Raw genomic sequence first — 26,204 nt, forward strand, 5'->3', positions numbered from 1 at the left:
TGTTCGGTGCGCCGTACAGGCGCCTGCCCTGCCGCGCCTGAAGGCCGCAGCGTTTTGGTGCGGGACAGAAACGTCCTTTAATTTCAGTTAATTGTATTAACCTAAGATCATTTACTTACGGATATCCGCCAAGCCCCTCAGGTCCGGCAGTCTTGACTATTTACCTGTTTCGCCTTCTCGCAGGCAAAAACAGTCTGATCCGGACAACCCGTTAACCATTTGGTTAAGTATGCAGGTTTCTATTATTGTTTGAATATGTTCCAGGGACTAACCTCACCCCACCTGGTCGGGCTGAGATCTCTGGCCATGCAGGGCAGGGAGGGACGACAGACGGTATGAAGGCAGGGGGGCGAGGCGGCTTGGGCGACTTCAGCGTCCGGCAGGCGACGCAGACGGCGCGTCGCATGGTTCTGCTCGCCTTCGTGGGACTGGCCTTCGTGTTTGGCTGTGTGCTGGCAGATCAGGCCTACGTCCACCATCGCTACCGTGAAGTTCTGGCCAGTGCCAGCAAGGTCATCGACCTGTCCTGGCAGGTTGCGCTGACCGGCCATGAGATGACCGCTGCCACCGGAATGGCCGCTGCCACCGGCTCCAGCATTTGGATTGGCGTTTACAACGGCCTTGAGCCGCGCGGGGCGGAACTGATCGACCAGATCGTCCAGCATCTTCCGGAAGATACCAGCCAGGAAACCCGTGATCGGCTCATCGAGCTGGGGCGGACGCGGCGCGGCATCGACGAGCGGGTGTTCGGCATGGTCTATGCCGATGACCTTGCAGCGGCGCAGGCGCTTGTGAATTCCACCGGCTACCGCGACACCAGCCTTGCGTTCCGCAACCAGCTGGAGGAACTGCGCCAATCCGTCCGCAAGAGCGTCACGAATGAGATCCGCCGGATTCAAGTTCGCTCCTGGCTGGTCTCGGGCGGCCTGATGGTGCTGGCGGCCCTGTTCTTCGCGATCATCTGGCGCCGCCTGAACCGGGACATGGGCAAGTCCGAAGCGGCCTTCGCCGTGGCGGAGGCCCGGCTTGAGCAACTCGCCAGCTTCGATCCGCTCACCGGCATGCCCAACCGGCAGCGCCTGATCGAGGAAATCCAGCAGATGATGATCCGGGGCGAGCGCTCCGGCCAGCGCCTCGCGGTCATTGCGCTGGATATCGATGGCTTCCGCGCCATCAACGACCAGTTCGGCCATGACGTGGGCGACCGGGTTCTGCGCGAGGCCGGTCGGCGCATCATCTCCTCCGTCCGGCAGGATGAGATTGCCGCGCGGCTGGGGGATGACGAGTTCGTCATCGCCATCAGCTGCCAGAACAGCCAGGATGCGCCCATGCGCGTCGCACGGCGCATCATCGACCTGATCGGCCAGCCGCATCTGCTGGAAGGCATTGACGTGGACGTGCGCGCAACGGCGGGCGTTTCCATCTGGCCGGACGATTCCGCGCTTCCCGACGAACTGCTGCGCAAGGCGGACGTGGCGCTGGCCCGCGCCAAGGCCGAAACCCGCGGCGAGGTGCGCTTCTTCCAGCCGGTGATGGACGCGGACCTGCGTGAGCGCGCCCGCCTCCAGACCGAGCTGAAGCAGGCCATTCAGGAAGGGCAGATCGTTCCCTACTTCCAGCCGGTGGTCGATCTGGCGACCGGCGCCATTCAGGGCTTCGAGGTGCTCGCCCGCTGGAGCCACCCGACACGCGGCATCATCGCTCCCACGGCCTTCATCTCCTTCGCGGAAGATTCGGGCCTCATCAACGACCTGACCTTCTCCCTGCTGCGCGCCGCGCTCAAGGAGGCCCGTGCCTGGCCGGGCGAGCCGACCATCGCCATCAATATCTCCCAGCGCCAGCTCATCGACGCCAAGCTGGCAGGCAAGCTGCTCGGCGCGCTGGCGGACGTGGACTTCCCGGCGCACCGCTTCGAGGTGGAGGTGACGGAAAACGCCCTGGCGTCCGACATCCGCACCGCCAAGTACATCCTTTACGGCCTCAAGAGCCGGGGCGTGCGCATCTCGCTCGATGACTTCGGCACCGGTTACTCGTGCCTCGGCCATCTGGCCCAGCTGCCGGTGGACAAGATCAAGATTGACCGCTCCTTCACCCGCACCATGCATGGGCAGGAGCAGAGCGCCACCATCATCAAGTCCATCATCGGCCTCGGGCGCAGTCTCGGCCTGCCGGTCATCGCCGAGGGTATTGAAACCCTTGAGGACGCGAAAACCCTGCTCGCCATGGGCTGTGCCACCGCGCAAGGGTATTTCTTCTCGCCGCCGCTGCCGGCCGCCTCCGCCCAGCGACTGCTCGGCCGCCCGCTTGGTTATACCGATCAGGACAAGTCGGCCCGGGTCTGATCCGGGCCGGCTGCATCTTCCCTAAACCGGCCCCTACACCGGAATGGCGAGGGTGTTCTTGACCTCTTCCAGCACGGCATAGGTGCGCGTTTCGCGCACGCCGGGCAGGCGCACCAGCGTGTCGCCCAGAAAGCGGCGGTAGGCTTCCATGTCCGCCACCCGCGCCTTCACCAGATAGTCGAAGCCGCCCGCCACCATGTGGCATTCCAGCACGTCCGGCATCTTGCGGATGGCCGTCGCGAAGTCGTCGAAGATGTCGGACGTCGTGCGGTCGAGATGGATCTCGACAAAGATCAGGAGCGAGCGGTCCAGCTTGTCGGGATCAAGAATGGCCGTGTAGCCCTTGATGTAGCCCTGCTCCTTCAGCCGCCGCACGCGCTCATGGCAGGCGGCCGGAGACAGGCTGTTCCGCTGCGCCAGTTCCTGATTCGTGATGCGTCCGTTGGCCTGCAAATCGCGCAGCAGACGCCGGTCGATATCGTCCATGCTTCCCTCCCCGTTCTACAATCGAAGAATATGCGGCTGGAAAAGGGTTTAGTCGATGAAAAATCGGCGAGAGGCCGTGATATAAAAAGCACATTCGACGTTTTTCAGATGATAACGATGATATCACCAGTGTGGGACTAAATAGCTCCATGAGGAACATCGAAGCCTCTCTTGCCGCCATCCGCGGCCGTATGCCGGGCCTGTATCGCGCTCCCGAGGCAGACGTGCTGGCGGGTCTCGTACCGCAGGCAACTCCCTTGCCTGAGGAGCAGCGCGCTATTCTGGAAACGGGGCGCAAGCTCATCGGCCATGTGCGGGAGCACGGCCATGGCGGCCTGATCGACAGCTTTCTGCAGCAATACCGGTTGAACACCGCCGAAGGGCTGGCGCTGATGACGCTGGCCGAGAGCTACCTGCGCGTGCCGGACGTGCTGACCGCAGACGCCCTCATTCGCGACAAGATGACGTCGGCCCGGTGGGAAGCTTACAAGGGCCAGTCGGACTCCGCTCTGGTCAATGCCGCCACGCTCGGCCTCGTGCTGACCAAGGCGCTGGTGAAAAACGACGAAACCGCAGGCGCCCTCAAGAAGCTGATCACCCGCATGGGCGAGCCGTTCATCCGCACGGGCGTGGCCGCGGCCATGCGCGTGATGGGCGAGCAGTTCGTACTCGGACGCACCATCGGCGAGGCGCTGGCCCGCGCGCGCAGCGGCAAGAACCGCCTGTACCGCTACTCTTTTGACATGCTGGGCGAGGCCGCCCGCACGGCGGAAGATGCGGAGCGCTACTTCCAGGCCTATGCGGACGCCATTGCGGCAGTGGGCCGCGACGCTGCCTCCGTGCAGAACTTCTGGGACCGCAACACCGTCTCGGTGAAGCTGTCTGCGCTGCATCCCCGCTATGAGGTGGCGCAGGCCGACCGCTGCGTACCCGAGCTGATCGAGCGCATGGTGCGCCTCTCCGTCATGGCGCGGGAGGCCGGCATCGGCCTGACCGTGGACGCCGAGGAAGCAGACCGGCTGGTAATGTCGCTGGATATCATCGAGGCCATTGCCCGCGCGCCTGAGCTGAAGGGGTGGGACGGGCTCGGCATGGCCGTGCAGGCCTACCAGAAGCGCGCCCTTGCCGTAATTGACTGGGTGGATGCCCTCGCCGCCGACACCGGTATCAAGATCACTGTGCGTCTGGTGAAGGGTGCTTACTGGGACGCCGAGATCAAGCGCGCGCAGGAGCAGGGGCTGGAAGGCTATCCGGTCTATACCCGCAAGGTGGCGACGGACGTGAGCTACCTCGCCTGCGCCCGGGCCATGCTTCAGAAGAAACACCTCTATCCGGCGTTCGCCAGCCACAACGCTCACACGGTTGCCGCCATCCTCACCTGGGCGGGAGACCGGCGCGACTTCGAGCTCCAGCGCCTGCATGGCATGGGCAACGGCATGCACGATCCGCTGGTCGAGGCCGGTGATTACAACTGCCGCGTCTATGCGCCCGTCGGCGGTCATAGCGACCTGCTCGCCTATCTGGTCCGCCGCCTGCTCGAGAACGGGGCCAACTCCAGCTTCGTGCATCAGCTGGCGGACTCCTCGGTCGCGGCGGATGACCTGCTGCGTGACCCGGCCTCCACGCTGGCTGGTCTTGATTGCACGCCGCACCCGGCCATTGCGCTGCCGCTTGATATCTACGGCGCCGAGCGCCGCAATTCAGAGGGAATCGACATGTCCGAAGAGGGCATCACCAACGCTTTGCTTGAGGAAATGCAGCAGGTCTGGGCGCGCACGCACACCGCCGCGCCGCTGATCAACGGCGCGCTGGTGGCGGGTGAGGCCCGTCCGGTGCTGGACCCCTCCAACCGCAACCGTCAGGTCGGCACCGTGGTCGAGGCCAGCGCAGCGGACGTCTCCCGCGCCATCGGCATTGCCCACGCCGCCTTCCGCTCGTGGAACGGCGCGGACGTTGAAACCCGCGCGGCCGCCCTTGAAAAGCTGGGCGACCTTTTGGAGCGTGACCGCGCCGCGCTGATGGCCCTTGCCGTGCGCGAGGCGGGCAAGAGCATTCCCGATGCGCTGGCCGAAGTGCGCGAGGCGGTGGATTTCTGCCGCTACTATGCCGTTCAGGCCCGCAAGCTGTTCCAGGACATGCCGCTGCCCGGCCCCACGGGTGAGAGCAACACCCTCCGCCTCACCGGCCGGGGCGTGTTCGCCTGCATCGCGCCGTGGAACTTCCCGCTGGCCATCTTCCTAGGCCAGATCACGGCCGCGCTGGCAGCGGGCAATGCCGTCGTCGCCAAGCCCGCGCCGCAAACGCCGCTCATTGCCGCGCATGCCGCCCGCCTCATTCTGGAGGCAGGCGTGCCGGCAGACGCATTTCACCTGCTGCCCGGCGGCCCGGACGTGGGTGCTGCGCTCACCAGCGATCCGCGCGTGATGGGTGTTGCCTTCACCGGTTCCACCGGCACCGCCAAGCGCATTGCCCGCTCGCTGCTGGCGGACGACAACCGCCCCATCGTGCCGCTGATTGCCGAGACCGGCGGCCTCAACGCCATGATCGTCGACTCCACCGCCCTGCCGGAGCAGGTGGTGCGTGATCTCATCATCTCCGCTTTCCAGAGCGCGGGCCAGCGCTGTTCGGCGGCGCGCCTGCTCTGCGTGCAGGAAGACGTCGCCCCCCGCATCCTCGAGATGCTGGAAGGCGCGATGAGGGAGCTGCGGCTGGGCGATCCGGGCGATCTGTCCACCGACGTCGGCCCGGTCATCGACGAGGCGGCGCGCACGAAGATCCAGAACCATCTGGAGCGCAACGCCAGCCGCATCCTCTATCGCCTGCCGGTGCCCGAGGCGCTGGCGAACGGCAACTTCGTCGGCCCCGCCCTCGTGCGGCTGGAGCAGCCGGAAGACCTCAAGGAAGAGATCTTCGGCCCCGTGCTGCACGTTGCCACCTGGAAGGCGGGCGAGCTGCCGCAGCTGGTCGAGCGCATCAACGCCTCGGGCTACGGCCTCACCATGGGCCTGCACAGCCGCCTCGGCGAAGCTGCGCAGACCGTTGCCGCCACGGCTCATGTGGGCAACCTCTACGTAAACCGCTCGATGATCGGCGCAGTCGTCGGCGTGCAGCCGTTCGGCGGCGAGGGCTTGTCGGGCACCGGCCCGAAGGCGGGCGGCCCGCACTACCTGCTGCGGTTTGCAGCGGAGCGCACCGTCTCCATCGACACCACCTCAGCCGGCGGCAACACCTCGCTGCTGGCGCTGGAGAACGACCTGGCCAGCTGACGACCGGGTTGTGACGAAGGGCGCGGGAAGGCGTATACTCTTCCCGCGCCCTTTTTTTGTGCCGGAAGGTCAGCCGGACAGGAGCGGGAAACCGCAGCCGGGCGGATCGTTCAGCCCAGAGGCACGCGGTAACTTCAGATGGTGGCTTGGCATGACGGCAGACAGCGGCAACGGAGTGAAACCGGGCATTGATACCCCCGATGCCCGCCGCGCCCTTCTGGATGCGCTGGTGGATCCGGTGCGCCGCGCGGCAGATGCCATCGAAGACGTGCGCAAGGGCGGCATCACTGCCCGCGAAAAAGCCGACAAGTCCCCCGTCACCGCCGCAGACGAAGCCGCCGAGCAGATCATCGAGGCGGCGCTGCGGGAGCTGACGCCCGACATTCCGATTGTTGGCGAGGAAGCCTTCTCCGCCGGCACAGCGCCCGAGGATATCGGCGGCACCTTCTGGCTCATCGACCCGGTGGACGGCACCAAGGAGTTCGTGCGCGGCGGCAAGGATTACACCGTCAACGTCGGGCTGATCGTGAATTACGAGGCGGTGCTGGGCGTGCTCATGTCCCCGCGCGAGGGCACGCTCTGGGCCGGTGCCGAAGGTGTCGGCGCGTTCCGGTTGGACCACAACGGGCGGCGGGAAGCTATCTCCGCCCGGAGCCTCGCCAACCGCCCGCTCATCGTGCTCGCCAGCTACCGCCACCGCGACACCCAGACCAAACGCTATCTGGAAGCCCTGCCCAACGCCAAGGTCACCGGGCGCGGCAGCAGCATCAAGTTCGCCATGCTCGCCGAGGGCAACGCCGACCTCTATCCCCGCTGGTACGCTTGTTCCGAGTGGGACACCGCCGCCGGCCACGGCTTGCTTGTGGGCGCAGGCGGGCAGGTGTTCGACGCCAAGACCGGCGAACCCCTGCGCTACGCCAAGCCCGGCTTCGAGAACATCCCCTTCATCGCCGTGGGAGACGCGGACGCGGCAACGGCGCGCAAATTGATGCCATGGCAGCGGTGAGGCTGGGCTTAAGCCTTACGGCTTTTTGATCGCAGGGGGTTTTAACCCCCTGCACCCCCTGTCATTACGGGGGCGTGGAGTTGCCAATCTCCGCAAGAGAATCAATCTGTTACCAATCCCATCACCCCACCGTGGGCTTTGATGGTTTTCATGCCGATGGTGGTGGAGAAGCGTTTGACGCCGGGCAGCATGCACAGCTCCTGGCGTAACAGCTGGTCAAGGTCGGGCATGGTGCGGGCGCGCACTTCCAGCACATAGTCCGCATCGCCCGCCGTGGCGTAGCAGGCGAGAACGGACGGGTGCCGCTTTACGGCAGCCTCGAAGGCGTCATGCCGCTCGAACGCCACTTCCACCTGCACGAAAGCGTGGATCTCCAGCCCCACCGCCTGCGGGCTGATGAGTGCGCGGTAGCCTTCGATCACGCCCGCGGCCTCCAACGCCTGCACCCGCTTCCACGCCGGCGTCTTGCTGAGGCCTACCGTCTCTCCCAACTGGGCGAAGGACTGGCGGGCATCTCGCTCCAGTTCGGTGAGCAAGGCGCGGTCAATGCGGTCCAGCGGCACTAACGTTCTCCATATAGGAATTCAGGAAGAACAATGTCCTGCAAAATCTGCCTCTGCACAACCGATTGGGAACAATGTTTCCGCCCGGCGCGACTAGAATGGAGGCTTCGAACCACAGGGAGGGGAGGCCCGTCATGGATCGCGAACAATTCTACGCGCTGATGCAGAGCGACGAGACGCTGGATTACGAGGCCTATCTCAACTGCCGCCAATTGCTCAGCTGTCAGAAGCCGTTCGACCAGCTCTCCAACCGCGACGAGCTTCAGTTCCAGATCGTCCATCAGGTCGAGGAGCTGTGGATGAAGCTGGCCGCCTTCACCCTGCTGGAGATCGACGAGCAGATGGCCCAGCGCCAGACCTTCCGGGTGCTGACCCTCTTCGAGCGGGTAAACCGCGTGCTGCGGTTGATGACCACCCAGCTGGAATTGCTGGAGACCATGAGCCCCAAGGATTACCAGCAGATCCGCCTGCAACTGGGCAATGGCAGCGGGCAGGAATCTCCGGGCTTCCGGGTGCTGCTGCGCATGCCGACGTATCTGTGGCGCACCTTCAAGGCCCACTACCTTGAGCCACAGGGCCGCACGGTCGAGAGCATTTACGACAGCGAGTACGCGCACGATGAAGCCTACGCGGTGGCGGAAGCGCTGGTGGAATTCGACGAGCGCTTCCAGAAGTTCCGCGCGGATCACATCCTATTGATTCATCGCTCCATAGGCATGGGCTCCGCCTCGCTCAAGGGCCGCCCGGTCGAACTGCTGGAAGCCGGCGCGCGCCACCAGTTCTTCCCCGAGCTCTGGGCAATCCGCTCGCAAATGACCGATCGCTGGGGCGCTGCCTACGGCCGCGTACGCGAGAGCATTGCCGGACATCATGCTGAGAGCGCATTGGCTGGCGCCCCTGCCGCCGGCTGTCCACTCAACCATAGGGCGTCCTGATCGTTGTCTTCCTGTATTTTATAGGGAGACATCATATGGATGCTGTACATGATACCGAGCTGGCGACGGTAGAGTCGGTCGATCTGAAGCGCTACCTCGGCACCTGGTATGAGGTCGCCCGCCTGCCGTTTCGCCATGAAGACCGGGGCGCACGGAATGTGACGGCGCAATATTCCTTGAACGAGGACGGCACCATCCGTGTCATCAATCGTAACATCAATGAACAGGGTGAGGCGGAAGAAGCGGTGGGCGAGGCCAAGCCGGTCGATGCCACCAACTCCAAGCTGAAGGTGAGCTTCCTGCCCGAAGGGTTGCGCTGGGTGCCGTTCGCCAAGGGCGATTACTGGATTCTCCGGCTGGACCCGGACTACACCACCTCCCTCGTCGGCACGCCGGATCGGAAGTATCTCTGGCTGCTCTCCCGCACGCCGGTCATGCAGGAAGAGAAGCGCAACGACTGGCTGGAATTTGCGCGCTCGAAAGGCTTCGACATCTCGAAGATCATCATCACGCCCCAAACGGAAGAGGAATTTCCGTCTGCGAAGTAGGCGCGGTTTTCCCGCCGAGGTTTCTGAATAAGTCGTTAAATATCAATGTATTAAAATGTATATTAGACTATCGCATGCTTTGAGAGCCGAAACGACAGTCCTATTATTCGGTGGTCGGCGGGGAATTGTCCCCGCCGATTTCACCGAAAGGAACAGAGACATGCTTGTCTCCATCCTGTTCGAGTGGATGAAGATCAGACTGAGCGTCTGGTTCTACTTCTAGCTCGAACGCTCGGGGGTAAGGGCAGCAACCCTCCCCCGAGTTTCGGTAGAATACGAAACTGTTGTGATTTTCGCAACGCGGCCCAAGGTCGTATATCACTCCAAGGGAAAACTACCGCCGCTGCGTGCGCCAGCGCTGCACCGCGTCTTCAATCAGTGGCAGGCCGCGGCTGCCGGTGGTCCAGCTTGCGGAGAACACCGGATCATCCGATGCTGGGCAATGTTCCGGCGCAAGCGAGGCGATGCGCACGCGCATGGGCACGGCCGCGCCTTCGCCGCAGACGATGCACTCGCGGTTGCGCAGGGACGGGATGGCGTCCAAGAACCCCCGCGCCCCTTCGGACATGGCGGAGCGCACGAACAGCTGGTCACGCTCGTTATTGAGGCGCATCGAGATGATGGTGCCGCACTGGGACAGCACGGCCTCAGAGAGGTCCGACGGCCGCTGGGAGATCAGCCCGAGCGCCACGCCGTACTTGCGGCCCTCCTTGGCGATACGCTCCAAATTCTTGCGTGCCGAGCCGAAGATGTCCAGCCGCTCGGCGGGCACGTAGCGGTGCGCTTCCTCGCAGACGAGCAGGATCGGCCGCCGCTCCTGCTGGGGCGTCCACACCGCGAAGTCGAAAACGAGGCGGGAGATCAGCGCCACCACCACGTTGGTGATGTCTGACGGCACCCCGGAGAGGTCGATGATGGAGACGGGCCGCCCGTCAGCGGGCATGCGCAGCAACTCGGAGATCAGCGTCGCCAGCGTGTCGTTGATCTGAAGGCCGGAGAACATGAAGCTGTAGCGCGGGTCTGCCTTTAGTTCCTCCAGCTTGGTCTTCAGGCGCAGGTAGGGTGTGATCTTCTCCGGCTTGTCCAGCTTGCCCATCTGGGCGGAGAGGGCGGAGAGCAACTCGGCTAGCGTGTAGGGCACGGGCGTATCCACCGTGATGCGGTTGCCCGCGCCCGCCAGCCGCGACTTCTGCCGCGCCGCCAGCAGGCAGCGCTGGAGAATGTCAACGTCCGGCTCGCGCTCGGGCGAGCGCTGGCCGACCAGCACTTCCACATGCTCCTCGAAATTCATCAGCCAGTAGGGCAGGTGGAGATTGGAGACGTCGTAAACCTGCCCCACGTCCGCAAAGGCTGCGGCGTATTCGCCGTGGGGGTCCAGCATCAGCACATGCCCCTGAGGCGCCTGTTCGATGATCCCCCGCAGCAGCAGAGCAGCGGTAGTGGACTTGCCGGTGCCGGTGGAGCCGAGCAGGGCGAAATGGCGGGAGAGCAGCGGGTCGATGAACAGCGCGGCGCTCACATGCTCGGTCGGGTACACCGAGCCGATGGCCACATGCGCCCGGTCGCGTGCCGCATAAATCTCCTCCAGATCGGCAGAGGTGACGGAATAGAGAGTGTTGCCCGGCGCGGGGTGATGCGTAATGCCCCGCCGGAAATCGCCGAGGCCCGCCGCCCCCCCTTGCACCCAACCTTCGCCCAGGAAGTCGAGCGCCGCCACCGGTGCACTGGTCTCGCCCGCCAGTTCCACCGCCTTCACGTTGGCTACCACCCAGCGGCCGCGCACCAACGTTTTCACCGGCACGCCCACCTGCCCCGCAGTTTGCAGGGTGATGTCGTCGCTGGCGGCGAGGCGGGCGAGCGCGCTGGGGTCCAGCGTCGCCGTCGCCGCGTCGCCCGAGACGCTGAGGATGCGCCCGAGCACGGTCTGCGCTTCAGCCGAAGGGGCGAGACCGTTGGCGTGGATCGTGTCGGCATCGTGCAGCATGGCGCAAAAAATCCCGAAATTCATTGTGATAGGAGATTAGGCCAGTCTTGCTTCTGGGCAGTTAACTGTTCGTAACCTTGATGCTGATGTCGGTTAATATTTAAATGTTAAAATCCATTGCTGGCCTGCCAAGCCATTGCTATCAAGTAATAAATAAAGTCAGGGAGATTAATCTTGAGCACAATCATTAATAAGGTGCATTGCCGGTCGTGCGGCGCGGTCATCGCAGCCGAAGCGCGGGCATGCCCACAGTGTGGCGGTGTTCAGGCGGCAACAGGCGGCGTCGGGCAGAAGAACCGGATTGCGGCGATTGTTCTTGCGCTGCTTCTTGGCGGGTTTGGCGCTCACAAGTTTTATCTGGGCAAGCCGATCCAGGGTATTCTGTGCGTTTTGTTCTTCTGGACCTTCATTCCAGCACTCATCGCATTTGTTGAGGTGATTATCTACGCTTTCACCTCTGATCAGGACTTTGCTGCCAAATATGGCTGAGATCACGCCTTCTTGCTTGCAGGAAGAGCTTGTTCCTTCTGGATAGTTTCAGGGCCCATTGAAAGCAAATGGGGGATTGCCAAGGGGGTCTTTGATCCCATTGGCTAATGTCGAAGGCAAACAGGCCGCTGCCGTAAAAAATCCGGTCCTACCGCCGCATGATGGCGGCAACGCCCCAGCCGGAGGCGAGCGCGATGATGACGGCGAGCAGGCCATAGGCCAGGCTCTGGTCGATGGCGAAGTTGTACACCGCCTGCTCGAAGCCGGTCTTGCCCACGGTCAGCGGCACCGAGGTGGTGGCGATCACCTGCCGGTCGGCAATCAGGAACACCGAGGCGGAATATTCGCCCACCGGCGCATCGCCCGGCAGCCGGGCGCTGGTGCGGAACAGCACCCCTTCCACCACCCGCACACCGCCCATGTTCTCCACGTAAAGGCCGCCACGGTTGCGCAGGTCCACCAGCCCGGTCTGGAATTCCTGAATCTCCTGCGCGCTGCGCTCGGTCGAGGCGGGGGAGAAATGCAGGTTGGCGATGCCGAACTCGTAGATGGCCGCCGTCTTGGGGTCGACGATCTCCTCGAGCGGGCGGGTGCTGGAAATGGAATAGTAGCTGGGTGTGGTGTGGAACCGCACCGAGCGGGTGTTGAGCCACACGCCCGCCACCCGTTCCTTCTTGCGCACGGTCAGCGGGTGGGAGGGGCCGCGCACCACCACGATCAGGTCGAGCTGGCGGTTGCGCAGGCTGGAGGCGCGGTCGATCGCGCCGAACAGCATGATGTCCGCCCCGGCGAAGGTGTACTCGATGTCCACCCGGCTCTGGGAGAGGTCCGTGATCAGGCGCGGGCCCGCGCGCTGAGCCGAAGCCGCGCCGGGCAGGGCCGTCAGCATGCCGAGCGCGCACGCTAGCAGCAGGAAAAGGGCCGCCAGCCGCCTCATAACGCCATGCCCTCCACCACGGTGAACAGCTCGCTCGGGCGGATCATCAGCTCCACCGCCAGCCGCGCGGAGACGAGGAACACCAGAAGCCCCAGCGCCACGCGCAGCTTCTCGCCGCCAAGCTTCTGGGCGAACTGCGCGCCCAGCTGCGCGCCGACCGTGCCGCCCACCAGCAGCAGGATGGCCAGCAGGATATCGACACTCTGGGTGTTGATGGCGTGCAGCACGGTCACGGCCGCCGAGATGAAGATGATCTGGAACAGCGAGGTGCCGACGACCACGCTGGTGGAAACGCCCAGCATGTAGATCATGGCGGGCACCAGAATGAAGCCGCCGCCCACCCCCATGATGGCGGTGAGCATGCCCACGGCCGCACCCAGCGCCAGCGGCGCCAGCGGGCTGATGTAAAGGCCGGAGCGCGGGAAACGCATGCGCCAGGGCAGGCGGTGCAGCAGGCCGTGATGCCGCTTGCGCGCGGGCGGCGGGGCCTGCCCGGTTCGGGCGCGCAGTAACGCCCCGACGGATTCGATGAGCATGAGCCCGCCGATGACGCCGAGGATCAGCACGTAAAGCAGCTGAATGATGAAATCGACCTGGCCGACGTCCTTCAGCGCCTTGAAGATGTAGGAGCCGATCGTCGAGCCGACGAGGCCGCCGACGATCAGCACGCCGCCCATCTTGGGATCAACGCCGCCGCGCCGCCAGTGGGCGCGCACGCCCGAGACCGACGAGCCCGCGATCTGCGTGGCCGCGCTGGCTACCGCAACTGAGGGGGGAATGCCGTAGAAGATCAGGAGCGGCGTGGTGAGGAAGCCTCCGCCCACGCCAAACATGCCGGAGAGGAAGCCCACGACCGCACCGAAGCCGACAATGACGAGGGCATTCACCGACATCTCGGCAATGGGCAGATAAATATCCATCTCGGCCGTTCCAACCCCTACCCCAGGACGCTGACTTAAACCGGGTAACCGTTGCCGTCGAGGGGGGATTCCGGCGATCCCCTCCCGCTGCAAATCCCGGCCCGCCGGGTTTGTATCCCGTACCAATTCCGGTGAAAAAGGCGAGCCCTGAAGACGTATCTCCAAGGCCCGCCGCGTCCAACCGATCGCGGACGGTTCAGGACAACCCGTTGGTTCTTTACGGCTTCACGAACTTGAGCGTCATGCGGTCGGACTCGCCGATGGCGGCGTAGCGGCCGCGATCCTTTGCTCCTTCTGCGAAGCTCGGGGGAAGGGTCCACACGCCCTTGGGGTAGTCCTTGGTGTCGCGCGGGTTGGCGTTGATCTCCGACTTGCCGACCAGCTTGAAGCCTGCGCTTTCCGCCATGCGGATCACGTCGGACTCCTTCAGGTAGCCCGAGCGCGGGTTCACCTCGCGGTCTTCCGGCCAGCGGTGGTCGGTCACGCCCAGCACGCCGCCCGGCTTCAGCGCTGCAAAGAACAGCTTGAAGGCAGCCTCGGCGCTATTGGAGCCGACCCAGTTGTGAACGTTGCGGAAAGTCAGCACCATGTCGGCGGTGCCGGGCGCAACGCCGAGCAGGTTCTTGCCCGGATTGAACGGCACCACCTCAACCTTCTCGTACACGTCCGGGTGGGTGCCCAGTTTCAGCAGGTAGCCGCCAAGGGACTTGCGGCCATAGGTCCCGCTGTTCGGGTCATTGTGCGCGGCAATGAGGCGGCCTTGCTCCTTGAGCACGGGGGCAAGGACTTCGGTGTACCAGCCGCCGCCCGGCGCGATCTCGACCACGGTCATGTCAGGGCGCAGGCCGAAGAAGGCGAGGGTTTCCTTCGGGTGGCGCTCCGCATCGCGGCCGCGGTTCTCCGGCGCACGGTGCGCACCGGCAAGGGCGGTGTCCAGTGCGGCGCTGATGCTGGTCTGAGCTGCACCCGGGACGCCCGGGGTGGCGGTGGACACCGGGGCTGCGGTCTGGGCCAGAGCCGGCGCACCCGCGCCGAGAACCGTGGCAAGGGCCAGGGCCGCATAGGTTGTGTAACGCATTGAACACGATCTCCCGTTCAGGCTGGTTGCGCCTCTGTGACGATTAGGGCTGGCGCTTCCGGCAATTGCTCCCCACATTCCCGCAACAGTTGGCACCCCAGAACTCAGGCGACCACCTGACCAGACGGGAATGGTGCAACCGGCAGGTTAACGGATCGAGGCGCAGGCACAAGCTATGGATTGGGAGACAACCATCGGGGCGTTCGTGGTGGTGGCGCTCATTACGCTCTGGGCCAACATCGCCTCCCGCCGTCCGCGCAGGCTGGGCCGGGTGCCGCTGATCCCGCCCGATGTCATTCAGCTGATCGGCCTCATCGCCCTGTTCATACTGGGCGCGCACCTAATCACGCTGTACCGGGGCGAGCCGCTGAACATCCGCTCACGGTTCTGAGGATTCGCCTGCGGGCCGGTGTTCGCTCAGCCGCAGCCGCAGCACGACGCCGGTGAGCCCGGAGGGCGCATCCGCCCCGTCCGGCAGGGGCAGGCGGGCGGCATCCCGCCGCGCCTTGTCCAGCAGGGCCTCCGGCATGTCCGGATCATGCAGAATGACATCGGCCCGCTGAAGGAGGCGCAGCTGACGCAGGGTGAGATCTTCGGGATCCGCGCTGCCGAGGCTGAGCGTCAGAACGTTCCGGTCGGGCTGAGTCTCGCCTGCCAGCGCCTCGGTGATCACCGTATCCGCATCCGCCGTTGCCGCGAAAGGATCGAGCGCGCCGCCGGGGGCGAGCAGCCGGTCCCAGAAGGCGCGGCGGGCCTCAATGGTCGTGGCGTGGCGGGAAACGTCGGCGCGGCGGCGGGAGATCGCCTCGGCCAGCGAGCCGAGGGTGGGCGGCAACCACGCCTCCAGCCGCTCCCGCAGGGCCTTGGCGAGGGAGGCCGAGCGCCCCCCGGTGGCGATGGCGATGCTGACCGTGCCCCGGTCCACAATGGCGGGCACCTGAAAGTCGCACAGGTCCGGCCTGTCCACCACGTTGACGGCAAGGCCCCGCTGTCTCAGCGCTTCTGCCCAGCGTTCGGCAAGGCGTGCGTCCGCCACCGCCACGAAGGCAAGGCGCGCGGGCGGCAGCGGATGGGCATCGGGCGCGACCTCCGGGCTTAGGTGGACCGGCTCCCCGCCGGCGGCCCGCACCAGCCGGGCCTTGGCCTCGGCCATGCCGCCATGGCCCACCACGATCACCGGTTTGCTCTGAATATCGAAGCTGAGAGGCAGAATGCGCATGCCCCCACTCTACAGGAGGCCAGGCCGGGGCGCACCCCCGCCGTTGGCTCCCGGTGTTGCTTTTCAGACGTCCGGGGCAAATCTATGAGCAAGTAATTTTGTTATAATAATAACCACTTGCAGTATTGTTTCGGCCGTGTTTCAAGCCGGATGAGGGCAATCCTGCCGAGGGCTTTGCTGCATGTTCTCTCCTCCACCGCTGCGCCGACTGACCGCGTCAGCCCTGTTGCTGGCGGCGGGCCTCGGCGCGTCCTCAGCGGGCGCAAGCGTGCTCTGTGTTGAAACACCGGACCCGAAGATCGCGGCTCTCTCGCGGCAGGTCGGACAGGACCCCCACGCGGCGCTGCGGGCCGCACAGCAACGGCTGGAAACTGACAAGACGCTCACGTCACAGCAGAAGGCCTGGCTGCACGCCGTTCGAGCCGCGGGCTATTGGGCGCTGTCTCGGGTTCGGGATACGAAAGAGGAATCGGCCATCGGTCTGGAGCTGGTTCCAGACCCGAAGGATCCCGCTCACGTTCAGCTGCTGATCCTCAACGGACAGGCGGATTTCCGGATGGAGGCCATTCGTGCGGCCATCCCCCGGTTTGAGGCGGCGCGGGCGCACCATGACAAGGAGTCGGACGAGAGTCTATGCCTGCAGATTGCGCTGGCAGATGCGCTGTTGCAGACCGACCAGATCGAATCTGCCGTCAGCCATTTTCAGGAGGCCTATGTCGCCGGGCAAGCCCCGGGGCGGGAGCAGCAGCGGGTTCATGCCGCAATGGCTCTGGGCCAGTTCATGCGCTACGCCGGTGATTTCGAGCAGGCGCTTGCCCTGCTGGCAGAGCAGACCGCGTGGGACAAGCGCCACGGTCACACCCATGGTCTCAGCAACGATTATTATTTTGTTGCCCGCTACCATCGCCTGGCCGGCCGACCGGCCGAGGCGGTTCAGTATTACGCCCAGTCCCGCCGGTTGAGCGCGCCGTTCGGCGACACGGTGGGGGACGCCTACATTGATCTCGAGTGGTGCATGGCTCTGACCGATATGGGCCGGCTACATGACGCCACGGCGCGGTGCGAGGCGGCCGCGAAGGTGTTCGTTGCCAACGGCGAGGAGGCCGAGGCAGAGGCGCATATCCAGATGGCTGAGATTGCGCTGAAGAAGCAGCAGCCCGCACGGGCGCTCGCTCTCCTGAACGGGGTGTTCCAGTCTTCTGCTGTCGAGTCCACCGCCATCAGTATCATGCAGGCCTACCGATACCGGGCGGAGGCGCAGGAGCGACTTGGCAACCACGCGCAGGCCTATGCAGATCTTGCGGAATATCTGCGTCAGTTCACCCGGCGCAATGAGGTGGAGCGCACACGGCAGATGGCTGCGCAGCGCGCGCTGGTGCAAATCAATCGCCAGATCGAGCGGAACGAGGCGCTTCGCCGCGAGCTGGAAGTGGCGAAGGACCGTCAGCAGCAGCAGGCCCGGCAACTGGTGCTGATGTTCGTGGTGGGCGTGTTGCTGATCGGCGGCCTGCTCTCGGGATATCTGGTCAGCCGGCGCCACCAGCTTGCTCTTCAGGAGGTGGCGCGCAAGGATTCGCTCACCGGGCTCAACAACCGCCGACGCACCGTCGAGCTGGCAAAATCCGTGTTCTATGATGTGGCAGAGACCCGGCGGCCAGTAGCAGTGGCCATCATCGATCTGGACCACTTCAAGCAGATCAACGACAGGTGGGGCCATGCGGCGGGCGACGCGGTGCTGATTGCCTTTGCCGAGACCTTGAAGCAGGCGGTGCGCCCGCAGGATATCATCGGCCGCTGGGGCGGCGAAGAATTTCTTGTGATATTGCCGAACACCGGGGCCGAGGCGGCGGCGGAGGTGATCGAGCGCACGCGCTCCGGCCTTGCCGGGTGCAGCCTGTCGTTCACGTCTGATTTTCGAGCCACGTTCAGCGCCGGGCTGGCCGTCGGCTTTGCACCCGAAGACGGGTTCCGTATCCTGCTCGACCGGGCGGATGACGCTCTCTATCGTGCCAAGGCGGAAGGGCGTGATCGCACCTGCCTTTACCAGCCCTGGAGCGAAAGGGAGGAGCCCGGTCCTGCACGGCTGCACCCTGCCGACGAAATTGCGGTCTGACCGACAGCGCGGCGTGCCATTTGACATGACCGCTGTAATGCACCAGCCTGAATGCTCCTGAGGTATGAGTAAATGGAGAGCCCCCATGATGTGCCGCCAAAGCCGACGGCTCAGTATTCTGAGCATCCTCGTTTGCGGGCTGGCCGGCGTTCAGGGCGCTCACGCTGCTGACACCAAGTCTTCAGGGACGGTCTACAGCCTCTCGCCGGAGGAAAAGGCGGAGATCGAGGCGGAAGGCCTCGAGCGCGAGATGCACGCTTCCGGTCTGGCGGGTGAGGACTCCGAACGGCGTATCCACGGCGAGGCATCGATGATGGTCGGCACGGGTGGCGCACGCGGCGTTGCCACATCTGTCGTGGCCCCGGTCGGCAAGAGCGCGACGGTTGGGGCGTCTTTCGTCTATGAGCGCAATCGCTACGATTACGACCCTTATGGCTATTACGCGCCCTCTGGCATTGAGCGCCACAGCTTTGGCGCGTCAGACCGCTTCGGCCACCTCGAGCGGGTCGAACGGATGGAGCGGTATCGGGACTGGCGGGCAGGCCGCCCGTAAAGGTCGTGCTCCCGCCCGCTCAATTCATCCGCTAAGCGAAATCGCTGCCAGAGAGTTTTAAACCCATTATCAGAGGATTTTGCCTGCCAAAGCTGTGCAGGTAGCGGCAGGATCCGTTCTGGCGCTGTAACCTGCCTTTGCGGGCGATTGCTGGGCGTCCTGAGGACAGGAATCCCTCTCCCGCCGGGGAGGGCGGGGGAGGCGCCTCAGAACACCGGTTCGGAGCCCGGCTTCACCGGGGTGTGGATGCCGCATTCAGTCTTGTCCCAGCCGCGCCAACGGCCCGCACGCGGGTCTTCACCCGGGCGCACCGGGGTGGTGCAGGGCATGCAGCCGATGGAGAGGTAACCGTCCGCCTCAAGCGGGTGATGGGGCAGGTTGTACTGCTCCATGTAGGCCACTAGATCCTCGCGGGTCCAGCGGGCCAGCGGGTTGATCTTCAGGCGGCTGTCCGCAATCTCGAACAGCGGAATGTTGGCGCGGGTGGCGGCCTGAAACGCCTTGCGGCCGGAAATCCACGCATCCACGCCGGTCAACGCGCGGGCCAGCGGCTCCACCTTGCGCACGGCGCAGCAGGCGTCCGGGTTGTAGGACCACAGCAGATACTTGGGGTCCGCCTCCGCCAGCTTTTCCGGCAGCGGCTCGAAGGTCTGCACGTTGGTCAGGCCCAGCAGCTTCACCAGCTGGTCCCGGTAGCGCGTCGTCTCGGGGAACAGGCGCAGCGTATCGATGAACAGCACCGGCACGGCCGGGTCGGCCTGCGCCACCAGATGCAGCAGTACGGAAGATTCGGTGCCGAAGGAGGAAACCATCGAGACCTGACCCGGGAGCACGTCCGTCAGCACCTCCCGCAGCATCTGGGCGGCAGGCACCTGTGCGAAACGCTGGTTCAGCTCATCCGCGTGGGCCTGCGTGAAGCGCGGCTGGAAGGTGGCGTCCGCCCCTTCCGCCAGCTCCAGGTCCAGCGATGCCAGTTCGGTGAACTCGGTCATGGCCGGGTTATCCATTCCTGAGCGTCCAGACCGGACGGCGATCGTCGCTGGACTGCTGGTAGACGAAGGCGAAGCGGTCGAGCGCGCGACGGGCGGTTTCTTCCTTCACGCTGGGGTGCAGCGCGAGGCAGTCGATGCCGACGCGGATCATGTAGAACAGCTGGTCGGCCAGCACGTCGCCAATGGCGCGGATCTCGCCGGTGTACTTCAGCTGCTGACGCAGGATCGCGGCGGAGGAGTAGTTGCGCCCGTCGCGGAACTTGGGGAATTCCAGCTCCACGATGCCGATGCGTGCCAGATGCGGGGCAATCTCCCGCACGTCCTCGCCCGCCTGAATGCGCACGCCAACGCTGCCGTAGCGGCTGTCGCCTGCCACGTCCGCCAGACGCTTCAGGCTGACCACCACGTTGCCTTCCGCCGGAAGCTCGGCATCGTCGGGCACGAAGGTCCACTCGCGCGGCTCGTCCTCGCGCAGGCGGATCTCCAGCGCGCCTTCAACCTCAAGAACGCCCGCGGTCGCCTCTTCCAGGCTTTTACGCTTGATCTCAATTCGAGCCATAAACCGCATCCTTGAACGGCTGAACGCTAACACGACGATAGGTGTCGAGGAACCGCTCGCCCTCGTTGCGGATGGAGCGGTAGGTCTCGACGATGGTCTCGACGGCATTAATCACGCCGTCATAGTCAAAGCCCGGGCCGATGATCTTGCCGAGCGAGGCGTCTTCCGCGCCCGAGCCGCCCAGCGTGATCTGGAAGTTTTCCTCGCCGCGCTTGTCCACGCCCAGAATGCCGATGTGGCCGGCATGGTGGTGGCCGCAGGCGTTGATGCACCCGGAGATCTTGATCTTCAGCTCGCCAACGTCGCGCTGGCGCTCGATATCGGCAAAGCGCTTGGCGATGTCCTGCGCCACCGGAATGGCGCGGGCGTTGGCCAGCGTGCAGTAATCAAGGCCCGGGCAGGCGATGATGTCTGACAGGAGGCCGGCGTTGGAGGTCGCCAGCTCCTGTTTCACCAGTTCCTGCCACAGCACGAACAGGTCCGCCTTCTTCACGTGCGGCAGAACCAGGTTCTGCTCGTGGGTCACGCGCACCTCGCCGAAGGAGAACTGGTCGGCCAGGTCGGCAACGGCGTCCAGCTGGTCCGCCGAGGCGTCGCCCGGAATGCCGCCGATCGGCTTCAGCGAAAGGGTGGCGATGGCATAGCCCGGCGCCTTGTGGGCAGAGACGTTCTGCTTCACCCACTTGGCGAACTCGGCGTCAGCGGTCAGCGCGGCGTCAAAACCGGCATCCGTGTCGGCCAGCGTCTCGAACGGCGGCGGGGCAAAGTTGGCGGCGATGCGCTCCACCTCGCGCGGGTCGATGTCCTGGAAGGTCTTGAGGACCTCCTGCCACTCGGCCTCCACTTCCTCGCGGAACTTCTCGATGCCCAGTTCGTGAACCAGGATCTTGATGCGCGCCTTGTAGATGTTGTCGCGGCGGCCATAGCGGTTGTACACCCGCATCAGGGCCTCGAGGTACGACAGGAAATGCTGCTGCGGCAGCCACTCGCGCACCACCTTGCCGATGATTGGGGTGCGGCCCATGCCGCCGCCGGCCAGCACGCGGAAGCCCAGCTCGCCTGCCTCGTTCTTGTGAATGACGATGCCGACGTCATGCCACTGCACGGCGGCGCGGTCGTTGTCGGCGGCGGTGATCGCCACTTTGAACTTGCGCGGCAGGAAGCTGTATTCCGGGTGGAAGGTGGACCATTGGCGCAGCACTTCGGCCCACACGCGCGGGTCGGTCACTTCCTCGGCGGTCGCACCGGCGAACTGGTCCGCCGTGGTGTTGCGGATGCAGTTGCCCGACGTCTGGATGGAATGCAGACCAACGGTGGACAGGTCGCGGATGATGTCCGGCGTGTCCTGCAGCCTGATCCAGTTGAACTGGATGTTCTGCCGGGTCGTGAAGTGGCCGTAGCCCTTGTCGTACGTGCGCGCCACATGGCCCAGCATGCGCACCTGTTTGGTGTTCAGCGTGCCGTAGGGAATGGCGATGCGCAGCATGTAGGCGTGCAGCTGGAGATAGACGCCGTTCATCAGCCGCAGCGGCCGGAACTGCTCCTCGGTCAGCTCGCCCGAGAGGCGGCGGCCCACCTGATCGCGGAACTCCTCGACGCGGGCGTCGAGAATGGCCTGATCGAAATTATCGTACTGGTACATGGCTCAGAGCTCCGCCTGCTTGCCGAGGTCAAGACGAACGGACGGGCCGCTGGCGCGCACCACCTCGCGGTAGCGGGTGGGCCAGGGCTTGCCGTCCTTCAGCTCGACGTCGATCGGGTAGTGGTCCATCACCTTCTGGGCGACGGCGTCACGGGTCGAGGCAGCCTCGGCCAGGGTCGCGTCGTCAAATGCCACGGCCTCGCGCACATCGCGGGTCCAGCCGTCGCCTCGCCAGTAGACGACATCGCCGGTGGGTACATCATAAGCGGTCATAACTTGCGGCATTACAAAATCACTCCGCGGGCATCAGAAGGTCGATGTTTTCAGGAACGTAAGGGGCAACGGCAGGCGCAAGGGCACCGGGCCGCTCCACGGCCAGTGCCGCCACCTCGCCCACAACCAGCAGCGCCGGGCTGCGCACGCCGTGCTCGGCAATGGTCTCGGCCAGCGCGCCGAGGCGGGTCACGAACGTGCGGCCGTCAAGGCGCGTGCCGCCTTCCAGAATGGCGGCGGGGGTATCGCCCGGCAGTCCGTCCGCCATCAGCTTCTCCGCAATGGCGGGGGCGGCGGTCACGCCCATGTAGACCACCAGCGTGCGCCCCGGGGCTGCAAGGCCCTGCCAGTTCTGGTCCGTGAGACCCTTGCACTGGCCCGCAACGAACGTGACGGCGCTGGCGTGATCGCGGTGGGTGAGCGGCAGCAGGCTCTCGGCCGCGCAGCCGAGCGCGGCGGTAATGCCCGGAATCACCTCCACCGGAATGCCCGCTTCCCGGCAGGCTTCCACTTCCTCGCCGCCCCGGCCGAACACGAACGGGTCTCCGCCCTTCAGGCGGGCGACGCGGTAACCGGCGCGGGCCTTGGCGACGAGCAGCAGGTTGATGTCCTCCTGCTTCATGGTGTGGCGGGAGCGGGCCTTGGCCACGCAGATCATCTCCGCCAGCGGATTGACCAGCTCCATGATGCGGGAATCGATGAGGCCGTCGTAAACCACGACCTCGGCGTCGCGCAGGGCCTTCACCGCTTTCACGGTCAGAAGGTCCGGATCGCCCGGCCCGCCACCCACGAGCACGACCTTGCCCTGGGCGGGCTTTTGCTCGCGCAGGGATGAGTCTATGCCAAAGGGACGGTTGGCCTGTGTAGCCAGCCACCGTTGCATGGTTTTCTCCTGAATTCTTGAAGCGTAAACTGGCCCCACCAAGGTCAGATCGCAAACGAGCTTTTCTTGGCCCTCCCGTAGTCCAACTTGGGGAAACCGGGGGCGGCGCTGGCCGGTTGGGTCTGCGTGGTTGCTCATGCGTTGAATATTTAAACGCAGCGCGGCGCTTCGGCCGTGCCGATCCGGGGCCGGGGAAAAGGCCAGACAAGGGGACTGCCTGCCATGGTAAAAGACATTCTGGTGCTGCTGGGAGAAACCGGAGACGAGTCTCCGGCGCTTGAGGTCGCCATCGAGTTGTGCCGCGCCAATAGCGCCCACCTGACGGTGGTGGTGTGCGCGGGCGTGCCGCTGTATCAGGAATACCTGCTCGGCACCGTGATCTACGAGGCCTACCAGTCCGAGGTCGGCCGTCAGACCGAGGTGGCGGAGCAGACCTGCGCCACCATCCGCGAGCGGCTGGACGCCGCCGGGATTCGCCATGAGGTGCGCACCATCGTGGTGGACATGGACATCCTGCCGATGGATGCGGCGGTGCACGCCCGCTATGCCGATCTGGTGCTGATGGGCGGCCGCTCCAGCCAGGGCGACGGGCGCATGTGGGACCGGCTGGTGCAGAGCATCGTGTTCCAGACCGGCCGCCCGCTGTTGATCCTGCCCGAGCGCTCGCACCTGCCGTTCGACAAGGTGACCATCGGCTGGAATGCCAGCAAGGAAGCGGTGCGCGCCGTGCATGACGCCATGGACCTCATCACCGCCGCCGCGCAGGTGGACATCGCCATCGTCGATGCCGTGCCCAGCGATGACGGCCACGGCGAGGAGCCGGGCGCGGGGCTGGCCCGCCATCTCGCCCGCCATGTGCGCAACGTGAACGTTCACCGGCTCGACAGTCAGGGACGCTCCATCGGCGAGGTGCTGCAGGCCTTTGCCCGCGATCAGGGCTCGCGCCTGCTGATCATGGGCGCTTACGGCCATTCCCGCATGTGGGAGATGTTCCTCGGCGGCGCGACCCGTGACGTTCTGGGCAACGCCACCGTTCCGGTGCTGCTCTCGCATTGATGCCCTGAATTGATGTCCTGAGAGGGGCGCCCGGCCGAATGACCTTCCCCCAGCCGACTGGCTTGGTGCATCCGCGTTTGTGCGGCATGGTTTATCGCGTAAACTAAACCCGCGTTTGCGCGATAAACCAGAAAAATGGGGAGAGGGTATGGCCGAGGATCTGGGCCTGAAACTGGCCGACAAGGAAGCGCAGTACCTGAAGGGCGGCCGGGAGCCGGTCGCCGGCAGCATCCTGATCAGCACGTCAAAGTATTTGAACAACCCGCTGTTCCGGGACCTGTTCGCCCAGATGGGCCTGAAGCGGGACGGCCATGATCTGCCCGGCGCTTATCTCGTGCCGGAGATCAACCGCGCCTTCGGCGAGGTGACCGACACGCAGGCGCTGTTCGGCGGGCTGGCGGACGCCCGCAGGCGTTTGCCGGACTTCGCCGCGTGGCTGGAGGAGCGCTTCGTCTCGGACCTGAAGCCGGAGCATGTGAAGGACTGCGCGCCCGGCACGCTGGGTGAGCGCGTCTACCGCTTCATGGTCGAGAGCGGCATGGACATCGACTTCATGTTCCTCGGCGAGCCGCGCAACGACTATGAATACCTGAACAAGCGCCGGATTCAGGTGCACGACATCGAGCACATGGTCACGGGCCTCGACCCCAGCCCGGTCGGCGAGATGGCGCTGATCGTGGCGAACACCGTCGCCAACATCAATTACTTCGGCGCGGAATTCGCGGCAGAGCTCAACCGCCACGGCGCGTTTCTGGTGACAACCGGGCTCATGCGTGCCTCCTGCCACTACCCCGCCGTCGTGCCCGCCTATCTGGAGGGCATCGTGCGCGGGCAGGCGCTGGGCAGCAAGCAGAAGCGTCCCCTCTTCATGATGAAGTGGGAAGATTACTTCGACTGGACGATCGAGGACATCCGTGAGGAATTCAACTTTCATGACGGCCCGCCCGAAGGCCACTGGACCTGGACCTTCGAAGCCTCAAAGGGCTGAGGCGGGCTTGACTCGATCCGGTTACTCCTCCGCTGCCGCCCTCACGCCAGTCCCATCTCGGCCAGCAGGGCGCGGCGGGCGGCCCAGGCCTGCTCCCAGAGGGCGGCGTTGCCGATGTCGCCGGGGGTGATGCGCTCGGGCCAGTGGGTCTCGACCACGCGGTTCAGCGCCTCCCACTTGCGCTCATCCAGCAGGAAGCGGGAATCGATGGCGGCCATGGCGGCTTCGTCCACCTGCACGCGCAGCCGCAGGCAGGCGGGGCCGCCGCCGTTCCTCATGCTCTCGCGCACGTCGATGACGATGGCCTCGCGGATGGGCGTGTTCTTGTCCAGAAGACGCTGCACGTAATCCCACACGCGAATATTGTCGCGGCACTCCTGCGGCATGACGAGGGCCATGTCCCCATTCGGCAGGGTGATGAGCTGGGAGTTGAACAGGTAGGAGCGGATGGCGTCTTCCAGCCCCACCTCGGCAGACGGCACCTCGACGATGAGGACGCCCGGCAGCGCATCCTCCAGCGCATTGTAGAACTTCGCCTTGTCCTCGAAGGCGTGCTCATGGGTGAACAGCACGTGCTCGTTGGCGACGGCCACCACGTCGTTGTGGAAGGCCCCGGCCTGAATGGCGGCGTCCGACTGGGCGACGAACAGCGTGCGCTTCATGTCCAGCCCGTGCAGGCGGGCAATCGCCTCGCTGGCGCGGCGCTTCTGGCGGGCGGGAAAACGGCCGCCCTTGTCCTCGCCGTAAACGAAGACCTCGACGCCCGTCGCGCCGTGGGCCGGGGCAAGGCGCATGTGATTGGCCGCGCCCTCGTCCCCGAAGTGCACGCCGAAGCGCAGGGCGCTGTGAACGCAGAAATGCTGCTCGGCCCCGAACGCCAGGCGCAGCCACTGCTCGGTCTCTGGCGGCTCCAGCGAGCGGTGCGCCATGCTGGCGAGGTTGGCGACCGTCAGGTGCACGCGCCCGTCCGCCGTGTCCGGCTTGGGCGACACGGTGGCGGCGTTGGCGGTCCACATCGAAGAGGCGGCAAAGGCGTTGCGGAACAGGGCGGGGTCCGCCGCGAACGCCGCCGCGCACACGGCCGCGTCCGAGCCGTCGAACCCCAGCATGCGCAGCACCGGCACATAGGGCCGCTCCTGCGGCGGCAGCACACCCTGCGGTAGCCCCCGGTCCATCAGCTGCTTCATCTTGGCAAGGCCCTGAAGCGCGGCCGCCCGCGGGGACGAGACCTCGCCCGCGTTGGCGGCGGAGGCCACGTTGCCGAGGCTGAGCCCGGCGTAGTTGTGAGTGGGGCCGATCAGCCCGTCGAAATTGATTTCAACCGTAGTCATTCTGCACTCGCTTTAGAGCGACTTTCGAGCAGGCCGCATGG

Annotated in this window: 24 protein-coding genes; 11 read left to right on the forward strand and 13 right to left on the reverse strand. The window is 65.1% G+C overall.

Annotation, left to right across the window (positions count from 1 at the left end; all coding sequences use genetic code 11):
• Positions 1–359: 359 nt before the first annotated feature.
• Positions 360–2,342 (forward strand): putative bifunctional diguanylate cyclase/phosphodiesterase, encoded by a 1,983-nt coding sequence (locus tag VIG90_RS00795; RefSeq protein ID WP_331591467.1) that lies wholly within the window; start codon positions 360–362, stop codon positions 2,340–2,342.
• A gap of 33 nt (positions 2,343–2,375) precedes the next feature.
• On the opposite strand, the gene VIG90_RS00800 is transcribed toward VIG90_RS00795, so the two are convergent.
• Complete coding sequence (locus VIG90_RS00800) at positions 2,376–2,828, reverse strand: Lrp/AsnC ligand binding domain-containing protein (RefSeq protein WP_331591468.1); 453 nt, start codon at positions 2,826–2,828, stop codon at positions 2,376–2,378.
• 149 nt (positions 2,829–2,977) lie between these two features.
• Between VIG90_RS00800 and putA the strand changes: the two genes are divergently transcribed.
• Together putA and cysQ are read left to right on the forward strand one after the other, a co-directional pair.
• Entirely contained in the window at positions 2,978–6,094 is a 3,117-nt protein-coding gene (gene putA / locus VIG90_RS00805; protein ID WP_331591469.1) for a bifunctional proline dehydrogenase/L-glutamate gamma-semialdehyde dehydrogenase PutA, read from the forward strand.
• Positions 6,095–6,245: 151 nt separating this feature from the next.
• On the forward strand, positions 6,246–7,100 hold the full coding sequence (gene cysQ, locus VIG90_RS00810; protein ID WP_331591470.1) for a 3'(2'),5'-bisphosphate nucleotidase CysQ: 855 nt from the start codon (positions 6,246–6,248) through the stop codon (positions 7,098–7,100).
• A 101-nt stretch (positions 7,101–7,201) separates the two neighbouring features.
• Here the strand turns inward: cysQ and VIG90_RS00815 are convergent, their stop codons facing one another.
• Positions 7,202–7,663: an Lrp/AsnC family transcriptional regulator gene (locus VIG90_RS00815; RefSeq protein WP_331591472.1), complete on the reverse strand. Its 462-nt coding sequence runs from the start codon at positions 7,661–7,663 to the stop codon at positions 7,202–7,204.
• A 134-nt stretch (positions 7,664–7,797) separates the two neighbouring features.
• On the opposite strand from VIG90_RS00815, the gene VIG90_RS00820 reads away from it, so the two are divergent.
• Together VIG90_RS00820 and VIG90_RS00825 are read left to right on the forward strand one after the other, a co-directional pair.
• Entirely contained in the window at positions 7,798–8,598 is an 801-nt protein-coding gene (locus tag VIG90_RS00820; protein ID WP_331591473.1) for a tryptophan 2,3-dioxygenase family protein, read from the forward strand.
• Between the two features lie 35 nt (positions 8,599–8,633).
• A complete protein-coding gene (locus tag VIG90_RS00825) occupies positions 8,634–9,146 on the forward strand; it encodes a lipocalin family protein (RefSeq protein ID WP_331591474.1) in 513 nt (170 codons plus the stop codon).
• Positions 9,147–9,480: 334 nt separating this feature from the next.
• Here VIG90_RS00825 and VIG90_RS00830 read toward each other — a convergent pair whose 3' ends face one another.
• On the reverse strand, positions 9,481–11,130 hold the full coding sequence (locus VIG90_RS00830; RefSeq protein ID WP_331591475.1) for an ATP-binding protein: 1,650 nt from the start codon (positions 11,128–11,130) through the stop codon (positions 9,481–9,483).
• Between the two features lie 174 nt (positions 11,131–11,304).
• On the opposite strand from VIG90_RS00830, the gene VIG90_RS00835 reads away from it, so the two are divergent.
• On the forward strand, positions 11,305–11,619 hold the full coding sequence (locus tag VIG90_RS00835; RefSeq protein WP_331591476.1) for an NINE protein: 315 nt from the start codon (positions 11,305–11,307) through the stop codon (positions 11,617–11,619).
• A gap of 148 nt (positions 11,620–11,767) precedes the next feature.
• Here VIG90_RS00835 and VIG90_RS00840 read toward each other — a convergent pair whose 3' ends face one another.
• The 3 genes from VIG90_RS00840 to VIG90_RS00850 all read right to left on the reverse strand — a co-directional run bounded on the left by VIG90_RS00840 (position 11,768) and on the right by VIG90_RS00850 (position 14,554).
• On the reverse strand, positions 11,768–12,556 hold the full coding sequence (locus VIG90_RS00840) for a TIGR02186 family protein (protein WP_331591478.1): 789 nt from the start codon (positions 12,554–12,556) through the stop codon (positions 11,768–11,770).
• A complete protein-coding gene (locus VIG90_RS00845) occupies positions 12,553–13,476 on the reverse strand; it encodes a sulfite exporter TauE/SafE family protein (protein WP_331591479.1) in 924 nt (307 codons plus the stop codon). The genes VIG90_RS00840 and VIG90_RS00845 overlap by 4 nt, the downstream gene beginning before the upstream one ends.
• Before the next feature lie 217 nt (positions 13,477–13,693).
• The gene (locus VIG90_RS00850) at positions 13,694–14,554 is read right to left on the reverse strand and encodes a methyltransferase (protein ID WP_331591480.1); all 861 of its coding nucleotides are present in this window, start codon (positions 14,552–14,554) and stop codon (positions 13,694–13,696) included.
• A gap of 175 nt (positions 14,555–14,729) precedes the next feature.
• Here VIG90_RS00850 and VIG90_RS00855 point away from each other — a divergent pair, with 175 nt between their 5' ends.
• Entirely contained in the window at positions 14,730–14,945 is a 216-nt protein-coding gene (locus tag VIG90_RS00855) for a hypothetical protein (RefSeq protein ID WP_331591481.1), read from the forward strand.
• Here the strand turns inward: VIG90_RS00855 and VIG90_RS00860 are convergent.
• On the reverse strand, positions 14,934–15,773 hold the full coding sequence (locus VIG90_RS00860; protein ID WP_331591482.1) for a bifunctional precorrin-2 dehydrogenase/sirohydrochlorin ferrochelatase: 840 nt from the start codon (positions 15,771–15,773) through the stop codon (positions 14,934–14,936). The genes VIG90_RS00855 and VIG90_RS00860 overlap by 12 nt on opposite strands.
• A gap of 181 nt (positions 15,774–15,954) precedes the next feature.
• Between VIG90_RS00860 and VIG90_RS00865 the strand changes: the two genes are divergently transcribed.
• Together VIG90_RS00865 and VIG90_RS00870 are read left to right on the forward strand one after the other, a co-directional pair.
• On the forward strand, positions 15,955–17,886 hold the full coding sequence (locus tag VIG90_RS00865) for a tetratricopeptide repeat-containing diguanylate cyclase (protein ID WP_331591483.1): 1,932 nt from the start codon (positions 15,955–15,957) through the stop codon (positions 17,884–17,886).
• Positions 17,887–17,971: 85 nt separating this feature from the next.
• Entirely contained in the window at positions 17,972–18,439 is a 468-nt protein-coding gene (locus tag VIG90_RS00870; RefSeq protein WP_331591484.1) for a hypothetical protein, read from the forward strand.
• Between the two features lie 206 nt (positions 18,440–18,645).
• On the opposite strand, the gene VIG90_RS00875 is transcribed toward VIG90_RS00870, so the two are convergent.
• Genes VIG90_RS00875 through cobA form a run of 5 tightly spaced genes read right to left on the reverse strand, consistent with a single transcriptional unit; the run spans position 18,646 to position 22,788 of the window.
• Positions 18,646–19,431 carry a phosphoadenylyl-sulfate reductase gene (locus VIG90_RS00875; protein ID WP_331591485.1) on the reverse strand — a complete coding sequence of 262 codons (786 nt, stop codon included), beginning with the start codon at positions 19,429–19,431 and terminating at the stop codon, positions 18,646–18,648.
• Positions 19,432–19,438: 7 nt separating this feature from the next.
• Positions 19,439–19,990 carry a DUF934 domain-containing protein gene (locus tag VIG90_RS00880; protein WP_331591486.1) on the reverse strand — a complete coding sequence of 184 codons (552 nt, stop codon included), beginning with the start codon at positions 19,988–19,990 and terminating at the stop codon, positions 19,439–19,441.
• On the reverse strand, positions 19,977–21,632 hold the full coding sequence (locus VIG90_RS00885) for a nitrite/sulfite reductase (RefSeq protein WP_331591487.1): 1,656 nt from the start codon (positions 21,630–21,632) through the stop codon (positions 19,977–19,979). Before VIG90_RS00885 ends, VIG90_RS00880 begins: the two co-directional genes overlap by 14 nt.
• Before the next feature lie 3 nt (positions 21,633–21,635).
• Positions 21,636–21,917, reverse strand: a complete 282-nt coding sequence (locus tag VIG90_RS00890) for a DUF2849 domain-containing protein (protein WP_331591488.1) — start codon at positions 21,915–21,917, stop codon at positions 21,636–21,638.
• Positions 21,918–21,924: 7 nt separating this feature from the next.
• Entirely contained in the window at positions 21,925–22,788 is an 864-nt protein-coding gene (cobA, locus tag VIG90_RS00895) for a uroporphyrinogen-III C-methyltransferase (protein ID WP_331591490.1), read from the reverse strand.
• Positions 22,789–23,010: 222 nt separating this feature from the next.
• On the opposite strand from cobA, the gene VIG90_RS00900 reads away from it, so the two are divergent.
• On the forward strand, positions 23,011–23,844 hold the full coding sequence (locus tag VIG90_RS00900; RefSeq protein ID WP_331591491.1) for a universal stress protein: 834 nt from the start codon (positions 23,011–23,013) through the stop codon (positions 23,842–23,844).
• Between the two features lie 148 nt (positions 23,845–23,992).
• Complete coding sequence (locus VIG90_RS00905; RefSeq protein ID WP_331591492.1) at positions 23,993–24,832, forward strand: Coq4 family protein; 840 nt, start codon at positions 23,993–23,995, stop codon at positions 24,830–24,832.
• Between the two features lie 41 nt (positions 24,833–24,873).
• On the opposite strand, the gene VIG90_RS00910 is transcribed toward VIG90_RS00905, so the two are convergent.
• Entirely contained in the window at positions 24,874–26,163 is a 1,290-nt protein-coding gene (locus VIG90_RS00910; protein WP_331591494.1) for an N-succinylarginine dihydrolase, read from the reverse strand.
• Between the last annotated feature and the right edge of the window lie 41 nt (positions 26,164–26,204).

The sequence above is a fragment of the Pedomonas sp. genome, assembly GCF_036515995.1.
Classification (GTDB): Bacteria; Pseudomonadota; Alphaproteobacteria; order Sphingomonadales; family Sphingomonadaceae; genus Pedomonas.